Consider the following 12,039-nt stretch of genomic DNA (forward strand, 5'->3'; position numbering starts at 1 on the left):
CAAAAAAGACGGTCATCGAAAAATGGGTCCGGGAATGGAAAGGGCGCTATGGTACTGGATGGCAGCCATTTCGTCACGCGTCAAAATAGGCCAAGTTGCCCTGTCACTAGTGTAGCAAAATCATCGTCGATGAAGGGCAAAATTCCGTCGGCAACCGGCTGAAGCTGACGCGTCAGATAGTGTTCGTAATCCAGCGGAGAATGCTGATAATCCACGGGTTCCGGGCCGCTAATGGTCCAGACGTATTTGATGGTCCCCCGGTTTTGATACTGCGGCGCGCGGCCGCGGCGTACGTTTTCTTCATCCGCGAGACGCGCGGCGCGTACGTGCGGAGGAACGTTACGCTGGTACTCCGCCAGCGGGCGGCGCAGGCGCTTGCGGTACACCAGCTGCGCGTCAAGTTCGCCCGCCATCAGGCTGGCTATCGTCTTGCGCACATAGTCCTGATAGGGCTCATTGCGGAACACCCGAAGATAGAGCGTCTGTTGGAACTGCTGCGCCAGCGGCGTCCAGTCGGTACGCACTGTCTCGAGCCCTTTAAATACCATCCGCTGCGCGTCGCCTTCCTGAATCAGCCCGGCGTAGCGCTTCTTGCTGCCCTGATCGGTACCGCGAATGGTGGGCATTAAAAAGCGGGCGAAGTGGGTTTCAAATTCCAGCTCCAGCGCGCTGGTTAACCGCGCTTTCTGCAGATGTTCCTGCCACCAGTCGTTCACGAAGGCGACCAGCGCTTTACCTATTTGCGCGGCGTCTTCTTCTGAATGCGCGCCCTTAAGCCACACAAAGGTGGAGTCGGTGTCGCCGTAGATGACGTCATAGCCCCGGGATTCAATCAGCGCTTTGGTCTGGCGCATGATCTCGTGCCCGCGCATGGTGATCGACGACGCCAGGCGCGGGTCAAAGAAGCGACAGGCGCTGGTGCCCAGCACGCCGTAAAAGGCGTTCATGATGATTTTCAGCGCCTGTGATAGCGGCTTGTTACCGTGGCGCTTGGCCTCGTCGCGGCCGTTCCAGATGTTTCCCACGATGTCAGGCAGACAGTGTTTTTCCCGCGAGAAGCGTGCGCCGAGGAAGCCTTCGGTGCTGTGCTCATCATCCGGCTGGGCCAGGCCTTCAACCAGCCCGACGGGATCGATCAGGAAGGTGCGGATGATCGACGGGTACAGACTTTTATAGTCCAGGACCAGAACGGAGTCATACAATCCTGGCCGGGAATCCATGACGTAGCCGCCGGGGCTGGCCTGCGGCGGCACCTCTCCGAGGTTAGGGGCGACATAACCTGTCCGGTGCATCCGGGGAAAATAGAGGTGGCTAAAGGCGGCAACCGAGCCACCGTGCCTGTCGACCGCCAGGCCGTTAACCGTCGCGCGCTCCAGCAGGAACGGCATAATCTCGGTTTTGTGGAATATCTGCGTGACCAGCTCGCAGTCTTTCAGGTTATAGGTGGCGAGCGCGGGCTTGTCTTCGTTAAAGCGCCGGTCGATCTCGTCCATTCTGTCCCAGGGGTTATCGATGGATTTACCTTCGCCAAGCAGCTCCTGCGCCACTGCTTCAAGGGAGAAGGAAGAGAAGCTCCAGAAGGCGGATTTGAGCGCCTCGATGCCGTCAATAATCAGGCGGCCGTTAGCCTGTGCGAAGAAAACGCCATTCTTAAAACCGTGTTCGCGCCATTCCAGCTCGCTGTTGCCGCGCCCGAGCATCAGCGGGATGCGGTAGCGCTCGGCGTGTTTTTGCAGCACGCGCAGGTCAAACTGCACCACGTTCCAGCCGATCAGAACATCGGGATCGTAGTCGGCAAACCACTGGTTAAGCTTCTCCAGCAGCTGCGGGCGGCTGTTGACGTACTCAAGCCGGAAATCCAGCGCGGTGGCATCACCATTCGGCGGCCCGAGCATATAGACAACCCGATCACCACAGCCTTCCAGGCCAATGCAGTACAGTTCGCCGTGACGGGTGGTTTCGATATCCAGGGAGACCCACTTCAGCGGTGGGCGGTAGTGCGGGTTCGGCTTCAGGCGCGCATTAACGAGGCTGCCGCTATGCGCGGTGCCGTCGACCCAGACGGGGGCGGTAATAAACCGCTCCATCAGAAAGCGCTCCGGTGGGCGGATATCGGCTTCGTAGAGCGTCACGCCCGCCTCGCGGAGCAGTTTTTCATAGCGCATCAGCTGTCGATGGGCGCGACAGTAGAGGCCGTAAACCGGCTGGCGGTGGAAATCTTTCAGTTCAAGCGGGGTAATGCGCCAGCCGTTTTCGCCGCGCAGCAGCTGTTTCACGTTTTCGACGTGGGCTTCAGGAATAAAGGCCACGGATTCCTGCGGGGGCAGCGTAACGTGCAGCGGACCGTTGTCCGTCGCCAGCCAGAACGCGACCTCGGTGCCCTGAGGAGTATCCCGCCAGTGTCGGGTCAGTAAAAAGCCTTCTTGCGCCTGCGCCACGCCGTTATCCCAGAAAACAAAACCAGGCCTGATTATAGCCTGGTTAAGATTTTAATGCTGGGTTTATATACAGCTTACTGCCCGTAATAGGCCTTCGCGCCGTGCTTGCGCAGGTAATGCTTATCCAGCAGGGTTTGCTGCATATCCGGCAGCTGCGGTGCCAGCTGGCGACAGAAGATCCCCATATAGGCGATCTCTTCGAGCACGATGGCGTTATGCACCGCGTCCTCCGCGTTTTTCCCCCAGGCAAACGGGCCGTGGGAGTGCACCAGCACGCCGGGCATCTGCGCCGCGTCGATCCCCTGTTTTTCAAAGGTTTCGACAATCACGTTGCCGGTTTCCCACTCATACTCGCCGTTGATTTCTGCATCGGTCATCAGACGCGTGCAGGGAATGGTGCCGTAAAAGTAGTCCGCGTGGGTGGTACCGGTCGCCGGGATGGACTGGCCCGCCTGCGCCCAGATGGTGGCATGGCGCGAATGGGTATGCACGATGCCGCCTATGGTCGGGAATGACCGATAGAGCAGGCGGTGAGTGGGCGTATCGGAGGACGGTTTTTTGTTGCCTTCCACCACTTCGCCGGTCTCGAGGCTGACAACCACCATATCGTCTGCGGTCATCACCGTGTAATCCACGCCGGAAGGCTTAATCACGAACACGCCTTTTTCCCGATCAACGGCGCTGACGTTGCCCCAGGTCAGGGTCACCAGATTATGTTTCGGCAGCGCCAGGTTGGCTTCGAGCACCTGACGTTTGAGATCGTCTAACATAGTTGTCTCCTGCCGGATGGCGCTTCGCTTATCCGGCCTACGAAACCGTAGGCCCGGTAAACGAAGTGCCACCGGGCATTCAGGGCTTAGCGTTTTGAACCGTAATAGACTTCGTTCCAGCGCAGCGCGTCTTTGAAGGCGGGCAGGCGGGTATCATTATCAATCACGGTAAGCTCGATGTCGTGCAGCTCGGCGAACTGACGCATGTCGTTCAGATCCAGCGCGTGGCTGAACACCGTGTGGTGCGCGCCACCGGCCACGATCCAGGCCTCTGAGGCGGTTGGCAGGTCAGGCTGTGCTTTCCACAGGGCGTTGGCGACCGGCAGCTTCGGCAGAGAATGTGGCGTTTCAACCGCATCGACGCAGTTCACCAGCAGGCGGAAACGATCGCCAAGGTCAATCAGGCTGGCGTTGATGGCCGGGCCCGTGCGGGTGTTGAAGATCAGACGCGCCGGATCGGCTTTACCGCCGATGCCGAGGTACTGCACGTCGAGGATCGGTTTTTCCTCTACCGCGATGGAAGGACACACTTCCAGCATGTGCGAGCCGAGCACCAGGTCGTTGCCGTTTTCGAAGTGGTAGGTGTAGTCTTCCATAAAGGAGGTGCCGCCCTGCAGACCGGTCGACATCACCTTCATGATGCGAAGCAGAGCGGCAGTTTTCCAGTCGCCTTCGCCCGCAAAGCCGTAGCCCTGCTGCATCAGACGTTGTACCGCCAGACCCGGCAGCTGTTTCAGGCCGTGGAGATCTTCAAAGGTGGTGGTAAAGGCGTGGAAGCCGCCCTGTTCCAGGAAGCGCTTCATGCCCAGCTCGATGCGCGCCGCGTCCAGCACGTTTTGGCGCTTGTCGCCGTTAATTTGTGCCGCAGGCGTCAGGCGGTAGCTGCTTTCGTACTCGTCCACCAGCGCGCTCACGTCGCCGTCGCTGATTTCATTCACCACCTGCACCAGGTCGCCCACGGCCCAGGTATTCACGGAGAAGCCGAACTTGATCTGCGCGGCCACTTTGTCGCCGTCGGTGACCGCCACTTCACGCATGTTGTCCCCGAAACGTACCACTTTCAGGTGGCGGGTGTCCTGTTTAGAGACCGCCTGACGCATCCAGGAGCCGATACGCTGTTGCGCCTTGCCATCCTGCCAGTGGCCGGTGACCACCGCGTGCTGCTGACGCATACGCGCGCCGATGAAGCCGAACTCGCGGCCGCCGTGCGCGGTCTGGTTCAGGTTCATAAAGTCCATGTCGATGCTGTCCCACGGCAGGGAGGCGTTGAACTGGGTATGGAACTGCAGCAGCGGTTTGTTGAGGATAGACAGGCCGTTGATCCACATTTTGGCGGGTGAGAAGGTGTGCAGCCACACCACCAGGCCGGCGCATTTATCGTCGTAGTTGGCGTCGCGGCAGATGTGGGTAATTTCATCCGGCGTCGTGCCCAGCGGTTTCAGCACCAGTTTGCACGGCAGTTTGGCTTCCGCGTTCAGCGCGTTAACGACGTGCTCCGCATGTTTCGTCACCTGCTGCAGCGCTTCCGGTCCGTACAGATGCTGGCTGCCAATTACAAACCACACTTCATAATTATTAAAAATGGTCATCATCGTGTCCTTAATGGGTCAGGGTTGCCGTAGTGTCCGCGGTGCTTTTGGCCGGGGCGGCGACAGGGAGATAGTGAAGTTCGGCGCTTTTTGTCCATTGCTGGTAGCGCTGATAAAGCTGTTCAAAGCGTTGTGCCTGTTGAGTACGCGGCTGGAGTGTGCTTTCGACGGCGCTCGCCATGTGCTGCTGCGCGGTCGGGATATCCGCATGAACGCCTGCGGCCACGGCGGCGAAAATCGCCGCGCCCAGCGCGCAGCACTGATCGGAGGCCACAATCTGCAGCGGACGGTTCAGCACATCGCAGCAGGCCTGCATGATCACCGGGTTTTTACGGGCGATGCCGCCCAGCGCCATCACGTTGTTCACGTCGATGCCCTGCTCGGTGAAGCACTCCATAATGGCGCGGGCACCAAAGGTGGTGGCGGCAATCAGTCCGCCGAACAGCGCAGGCGCGTCGGTCGCCAGATTGAGATCCGCGATCACCCCTTTCAGACGCTGGTTGGCAAACGGCGTGCGGCGGCCGTTAAACCAGTCCAGCACCACCGGCAAATGTTCGAGAGACGGATTTTTGGCCCAGGCTTCGGTGAGCTGCGGCAGAAGCTGCTTTTTGCTCTCTGCTATCTGGGTTTTCAGTTCAGGATGCGCCGCCGCCAGCCGATCCAGCGGCCAGCCCAGCACGCGGCCAAACCAGGCGTAGATATCGCCAAACGCGGACTGACCGGCTTCGAGGCCAATAAAGTCCGGCACCACGCTGCCGTCCACCTGGCCGCAGATGCCTTTTACCGCGCGGTCGCCGACGGTGGCTTTATCCGCCGTCAGGATGTCGCAGGTGGAGGTCCCGATGACTTTGACCAGCGTGTTTGGCTGCGCGCCCGCGCCCACGGCGCCCATATGGCAATCAAACGCGCCGCCGGAGATCGCCACGTTTTGCGGCAGACCGAGACGCGTCGCCCACTCCTCACAGAGGGTGCCGACGGGAATATCGGCGGTAAAGGTGTCGGTAAACAGCGGGTATGTCAGGCTCTTGTTGATGATCGGGTCGAGCTCATCGAAGAACGCGGCCGGAGGCAGGCCGCCCCAGTTTTCATGCCACAGGGATTTATGCCCGGCACTGCAGCGACCGCGGCGGATATCCTGTGGACGCGTGGTGCCGGAGAGCAGGGCAGGCACCCAGTCGCATAGCTCAACCCATGACGCCGCAGCCTGCGCAACGGTTGCGTCGGCACGGGTGACGTGGAGGATCTTGGCCCAGAACCATTCGCTGGAATAAATCCCGCCGATGTAGCGCGAGTAGTCCGTTTTGCCCGGCTGATGGCACAGGCGGGTGATGGCTTCGGCCTCTTCCACGGCGGTATGGTCTTTCCACAGCACGAACATGGCGTTCGGGTTGTCGGCAAACTCAGGACGCAGCGCCAGCACGCGGCCTTCGGCATCCACAGGGGCTGGCGTGGAGCCGGTGCTGTCGACGCCAATGCCGACAATCTCAGCCCGCTGGGCGTCCGTCAGTTCAGCCAGGACGGTTTTGATCGCCGCTTCCATCGACTCAATGTAGTCACGCGGGTGGTGGCGGAACTGGTTGTTTGGCGCATCGCAGTAGCGCCCCTCTTGCCAGCGCGGGTACCACTCAACGCTGGTTGCTATCTCCTGGCCGGACGTACAATCCACTGCCAGCGCGCGAACCGAGTCGCTGCCAAAATCGAGGCCAATCGCAATTGCCATGGTGTTGCTCCATCGAAAAAAGAGGTATGGAAGAACATTAGAGACTGGGGACAAAAGTCGTCAGGCAGGATCCGCTAATCTTATGGACTAAATTGCTGTTACAACGGAAAGTGTGACGCCGTGCAAATATTCAATGTGGACATTTCTGCCGCACTTATAGACACTTTTGTTACTGCTTATCTGCCTGCTCAGGCGGAGAAATCAGGGGGAAAGGCTGAAACATGGCGGACGTAAAAGCGGCGTGATGCTTTTTGGATCTTTTCGCGGGCCATTTTTAAGCTGCTTTTAATGATATGGACAATTGGTTTCCTTCAGGACCCTTGGGAGAACTGAATCTATGGCCGAAACGCAAAACGATCCCCTGCTGCCGGGATACTCGTTTAACGCGCACCTTGTGGCGGGACTGACCCCTATCGAGGCTGAGGGATATCTCGACTTTTACGTCGACCGACCGCTTGGGATGAAAGGATATATCCTCAACCTGACCGTGCGAGGGGAAGGGATCATCAAGAACGGTGACCAGCAGTTTGTCTGCCGTCCCGGCGATATCCTGCTGTTCCCGCCGGGGGAGATCCACCACTATGGCCGTCATCCGGATGCCAAAGAGTGGTATCACCAGTGGGTCTATTTCCGTCCGCGCGCCTACTGGCAGGAGTGGCTTTCCTGGCCGGCTATTTTTGCGCACACCGGTTTTTATCGCCCGGATGAGGTTCATCTGGCGCAGTTTCGCGAGCTTTTTGCGCAGATTATCGAGGCGGGACAGGCCGGTGGTCGCTACGCTGAACTGCTGGCGATTAACCTGCTCGAACAGCTGCTGCTACGCCGCATGGAAGCGATTAACGAGTCGCTTAATCCCCCGCTGGATAACCGCGTGCGCGACGCCTGCCAGTACATCAGCGACCACCTTGCTGACAGCCAGTTTGATATCGCCAGCGTTGCCCAGCACGTCTGCCTTTCGCCGTCGCGTCTGTCGCATCTGTTTCGCCAGCAGTTGGGCGTCAGCGTGTTGAGCTGGCGCGAGGACCAGCGGATCAGCCAGGCGAAGCTGCTGCTCAGCACCACCCGGATGCCCATCGCCACCGTGGGGCGCAACGTGGGCTTTGAGGATCAGCTCTATTTCTCCCGCGTATTTAAAAAATGTACCGGTGCCAGCCCGAGTGAATTCCGCGCGGGATGTGAATAAACGGTAAAAAAAGATAAACAAACAGGTGAATGCGGGAAGCAACCTGTAAACTATTCAGACAATTGTTGCCTTGACGCGGTGCGGGGCGCTAAGCAGAATCGCTGATTCGTTTTCTGACCGGAATAGTTATGCAGGCATTGCTGGAACACTTTATTACCCAGTCCGTTATGTACTCACTCATCGCCGTGGCGCTGGTGGCGTTTCTGGAGTCGCTGGCGCTGGTTGGGCTGATCCTGCCCGGCACCGTGATGATGGCGGGGCTTGGCGCGCTGATCGGCAGCGGCGAGGTCAATTTCTGGCAGGCGTGGCTGGCCGGGATTATCGGCTGCCTGCTGGGCGACTGGATCTCCTTCTGGCTGGGCTGGCGCTTTAAGAAGCCGCTGCACCGCTGGTCGTTCATGAAAAAGAACAAAGCCTTGCTGGATAAGACCGAGCATGCGCTGCACCAGCACAGCATGTTTACCATCCTCGTCGGCCGCTTCGTTGGGCCAACGCGTCCGCTGGTGCCGATGGTGGCGGGGATGCTGGATCTGCCCGTCGCGAAATTCGTGGTGCCGAACATTATCGGCTGCGTCTTCTGGCCGCCGTTCTACTTCCTGCCGGGGATCCTCGCGGGTGCTGCCATTGATATTCCTGACGGTATGCAAAGCGGTGAGTTTAAGTGGCTGCTGCTGGGCACGGCTGTGCTACTGTGGCTGGCGGCATGGCTCTGCTGGCGGCTGTGGCGCAGCGGGAAAGCAAATATCGATCGCCTGACGCGCTACCTCCCGCGTACTCGCCTGCTCTGGCTGGCCCCGCTGACGCTGGGCGTGGCGGCGGTGGCTCTGGTGGCGCTGATTCGTCACCCGCTGATGCCAGTGTACGGTGAGATCCTGTTGAAAGTTGTGAGCCGTTAAGCGCCGGGCGGCACTGCGTTTGCCCGGCCTACGGTTTTATACCCAATAATCCAGAAGCGCTTTCTTTTCCGCTCATTAATGCTTCTGTTGCTCCATCCCACAAAATGCGTCCCTCCGCGATCACCACCGATCGCGGCGCAATCCGTGCGGCATCCTCAATACTGTGCGAAACCATCAGCATCGTCAGCTGCTGGCGCTGACAGACCTCCTGCACCAGGGCCAGCATCTCCTGACGCAGCGCGGGATCGAGCGCCGAGAACGGCTCATCCAGCAGTAGTATCGGCTGTTCGCGCACCAGACAACGTGCCAGCGCCACGCGCTGACGCTGGCCGCCGGAGAGCTCGCCCGGCAGCCTGTCGATAAACCCGGTGATCCCCATCTGTGCGGCAATTATCTCCAGCTTATGGCGCTGGTCATCGTTCAGCCTGAGTCCCGGGTGCATTCCCAGCGCGATGTTTTGCCGCACCGTCAGGTGGGTAAACAGGTTGTTTTCCTGAAACAGCATTGAGACAGGACGTTTTGCGGGCGGCGTGTGGGTATGATCCCGGTTATCTATGACGATCGAGCCACTTGCCGGCTGCAGAAAACCCGCAACCAGATTAAGCAGCGTGCTTTTTCCTGCGCCGCTTGGGCCAAGCACGGCGATCATCTCTCCCTGGCGCACGGAGAGCGTGAAGCGCATCGGCAGATGCTGATAAAGCCAGGTTACATCAGTCAGTTTTAACATCACGCCCCGGAAGTTTCTCGATAACGGTAAATAAGGCAAAGCACAGCAGCAGCAGTAACAGCGCGGTGACCGCGCCGTCCTGACTGCGGTAAGAGCCGATTTGCTGATAGAGCCAGTAGGGCAGCGTGCGGAAATCGTCATTGCCGAACAGCGCCACGACCCCAAAGTCTCCAATAGAGAGCACGCAGGCAAACGCCAGCGCCTGTGCCAGCGGACGTTTTAGCGCGCGCAGTTCGACCACCTTCAGCCGCTGCCAGCCCTGCATGCCCAGCGACTGGCACAGCAAACTGTAGCGGCTGTTGACGTCGCGCATCGGGTTTTCCAGCACCTTGAGCGCATAAGGGATGGCCATTAAGGCGTTGGTAAAGATCACGATGCCGTCGGCGATTTCCGGCAGGCCGATGGTGCTGTTGAACAGCAAAAAGAAGCCCGTCGCCAGCACGATCCCCGGCATCGCCAGAATCAGCATGCCCGTCAGCTCCAGCATTTGTCCGGCTTTTTGCGCCTGGCGGGCGTAAAGCTCACGGCTGCTCCACAGCAGCATCATGGTCAGGATGACGCACAGTAATCCGGCAGCCAGCGCGATACGCAGCGAGGTCCAGGTGGCTTGCCAGAGGACGGGCTGTTGCAGGACAGACAGGAGATTGAGGTTCAGTCCGTCAACGATAACGGCCAGCAGCGGCGGCAACAGAAGCAGGAGCGCCAGCCCGATCAGGACAAAATCGCTGACGCGGCTGTGCAGGCTGTCCTGCGGATCGCGCCAGCCGGTTATTTGATGACTGCCAGCGGGAATGGCTTTACTCAGCCGCTGGCTCAACAGCACCAGTGCAAGGCAGCATGCCATCTGGACTATCGCCAGCAGCGCGGCGCGACCGGGATCGTAGTCGTAACTCAGCGCCTGGTAAATCGCCAGCTCAATGGTGGTGGCCTGCGGCCCGCCGCCGAGCGACAGCACGGTGGCAAAGCTGGCAAAGCAGAGCATGAAGATTAATGCCGCCACGGGCGGGATTTGGCGGCGCAGCCACGGCCATTCGACAAAGCGGAAGAACGACACGCCGCGCATGCCGAGCTGGGCGGCAACCTGGCGCTGCTCGCCGGGAATGTTCTCCAGCGCCTGCAAGAAGAGGCGCGTTGCCATCGGCATATTGAAAAAGACGTGTGCCAGCAGGATGCCCTGCAGTCCGTAAGGCGAGAATGACCATTCCAGACCAAGCTGGCCGAACAGCGATGCCAGCCAGCCCTGGCGACCGTAAACGCTCAAAATGCCGAATACCGCCACCAGCACGGGCAGTATCAGCGTCATGGCGCACAGGCGCAGCAGGGCCTGCCTGCCGGGGAAACGCCGCCGATACAGGGCGCGCGCCAGAAAAATGGCCGGGATCACCGACAGCAGGGCAGAAAGAAACGCCTGCCAGAAGGAGAACTGGATCACGTGCCAGAGGTAACTGTCGTGCCAGAGGGCGAGCAGATCGCTCTCTGGCGCGTTGAACCACAGTGCAAGAAAAGCCCCCAGGCTGACCGCCACCATCAGCAGGGCGGCGAGCAGACCGGGGATTAACCAGCCGGGAATCAACGGCTGACGGCGCGTTGCCATTCACTTACCCATGCGGCACGCTGCGCGGCGACCTGCTGCGGCGTAAACTCCAGCGAGGTTGTTGGTTTGGTCAGCTGCTCAAAACCTGCTGGCAGCGCAACGCCAGTGACCGGATACATCCAGTTGCCTGCGGGAATGGCATTCTGGAATGCCGGTGAAACCATAAATTTCAGGAACTTCTCGGCCAGCTCCGGCTGTTTGCTGGCGGCGGTACGCGCGGCCACTTCCACCTGCAGATAGTGCCCTTCAGCGAAATTCGCCGCAGCGTAGTTGTCTTTCTTCTCGGCGATGATGTGGTAGGCCGGAGAGGTGGTGTAGCTCAGCACCAGGTCGCTTTCGCCTTTCAGGAACAGGCCATAGGCTTCGCTCCAGCCTTTGGTCACGGTGACGGTTTTGGCGGCCAGCTTCTGCCACGCTTCCGGTGCTTTATCCCCGTAGACCTTTTGCATCCACAGCAGCAGGCCCAGCCCCGGCGTGCTGGTACGCGGATCTTCATAAATCACGCGCCATTTCTGGTCACTTTCCACCAGTTCTTTCAGGCTCTTCGGCGGGTTTTTCAGCTTATTTTTGTCATAAACAAAAGCAAAGTAGCCGTAATCGAACGGCACAAAGGTGTCGTTCTTCCAGCCGCCAGGCACGTTAACGGCATCGGCCGCGACGCCGCTTTTGGCAAACAGTTTGGTTTGCGAGGCGGCTTCCAGCAGGTTGTTATCCAGCCCGAGCACCACGTCGGCCTTGCTGTTTTTCCCTTCCATGCGCAGACGGTTGAGCAGCGAAACGCCATCTTCCAGCGCGACGAACTTCAGCTCGCAGTTGCAGTCGGCTTCAAAGGCTTTTTTGACTACCGGGCCAGGGCCCCAGTCGGCAGAGAAGGAGTCATAGGTATAGACCGTCAGGACGGGCTTCGCAAAAGCAGGCAGCGCAAACAGCGCCAGCAGGGGGAGAACTTTTTTTAACACTTTGCACCTCAAAGTTGAGTGGCAAAGGATTTTGAGCGACAGCCTCAAATCCCTTCGCCGGCGTTATCCGGATCAGGTTCGACGGGTATTATCTCAGCGCACATCAGTGATGCAGCACCCCGTTGAGAACGGCGCTATTGTAATGATTTGGTGAATATTACGA

The 12,039-nt window shown here is 59.3% G+C and carries 9 protein-coding genes and 1 riboswitch; of the genes, 2 read left to right on the plus strand and 7 right to left on the minus strand.

The genetic code is table 11. From position 1 onward, the window contains the following. Positions 1-80: 80 nt before the first annotated feature. The 4 genes from polB to araB form a co-directional block, all read right to left on the minus strand. Complete coding sequence (polB, locus tag AC4IC4_RS03335; RefSeq protein WP_491472148.1) at positions 81-2,438, minus strand: DNA polymerase II; 2,358 nt, start codon at positions 2,436-2,438, stop codon at positions 81-83. Positions 2,439-2,512: 74 nt separating this feature from the next. Continuing rightward, positions 2,513-3,208, minus strand: coding sequence for an L-ribulose-5-phosphate 4-epimerase (gene araD, locus AC4IC4_RS03340; RefSeq protein WP_024907438.1), 696 nt, complete (start codon positions 3,206-3,208; stop codon positions 2,513-2,515). Positions 3,209-3,294: 86 nt separating this feature from the next. Beyond that, complete coding sequence (gene araA / locus AC4IC4_RS03345) at positions 3,295-4,797, minus strand: L-arabinose isomerase (RefSeq protein ID WP_475683257.1); 1,503 nt, start codon at positions 4,795-4,797, stop codon at positions 3,295-3,297. A gap of 10 nt (positions 4,798-4,807) precedes the next feature. Then, positions 4,808-6,517, minus strand: coding sequence for a ribulokinase (araB, locus tag AC4IC4_RS03350; protein WP_491472149.1), 1,710 nt, complete (start codon positions 6,515-6,517; stop codon positions 4,808-4,810). Between the two features lie 337 nt (positions 6,518-6,854). Here araB and araC point away from each other — a divergent pair, with 337 nt between their 5' ends. Together araC and AC4IC4_RS03360 are read left to right on the plus strand one after the other, a co-directional pair. After that, complete coding sequence (araC, locus tag AC4IC4_RS03355) at positions 6,855-7,700, plus strand: arabinose operon transcriptional regulator AraC (protein ID WP_023310373.1); 846 nt, start codon at positions 6,855-6,857, stop codon at positions 7,698-7,700. A gap of 128 nt (positions 7,701-7,828) precedes the next feature. Then, a complete protein-coding gene (locus AC4IC4_RS03360; RefSeq protein WP_024907441.1) occupies positions 7,829-8,596 on the plus strand; it encodes a DedA family protein in 768 nt (255 codons plus the stop codon). Positions 8,597-8,624: 28 nt separating this feature from the next. Here the strand turns inward: AC4IC4_RS03360 and thiQ are convergent, their stop codons facing one another. Genes thiQ through thiB form a run of 3 tightly spaced genes read right to left on the minus strand, consistent with a single transcriptional unit; the run spans position 8,625 to position 11,876 of the window. Continuing rightward, positions 8,625-9,323, minus strand: coding sequence for a thiamine ABC transporter ATP-binding protein ThiQ (thiQ, locus tag AC4IC4_RS03365; protein ID WP_491472150.1), 699 nt, complete (start codon positions 9,321-9,323; stop codon positions 8,625-8,627). Further along, complete coding sequence (thiP, locus tag AC4IC4_RS03370) at positions 9,307-10,917, minus strand: thiamine/thiamine pyrophosphate ABC transporter permease ThiP (RefSeq protein ID WP_491472151.1); 1,611 nt, start codon at positions 10,915-10,917, stop codon at positions 9,307-9,309. The genes thiQ and thiP overlap by 17 nt, the downstream gene beginning before the upstream one ends. Beyond that, positions 10,893-11,876, minus strand: coding sequence for a thiamine ABC transporter substrate binding subunit (gene thiB, locus AC4IC4_RS03375; RefSeq protein WP_248272742.1), 984 nt, complete (start codon positions 11,874-11,876; stop codon positions 10,893-10,895). The genes thiP and thiB overlap by 25 nt, the downstream gene beginning before the upstream one ends. A gap of 31 nt (positions 11,877-11,907) precedes the next feature. Beyond that, positions 11,908-12,008: riboswitch (TPP riboswitch) on the minus strand. Positions 12,009-12,039: the final 31 nt, after the last annotated feature.

Source organism: Enterobacter sp. Taxon_2, from assembly GCF_058355295.1.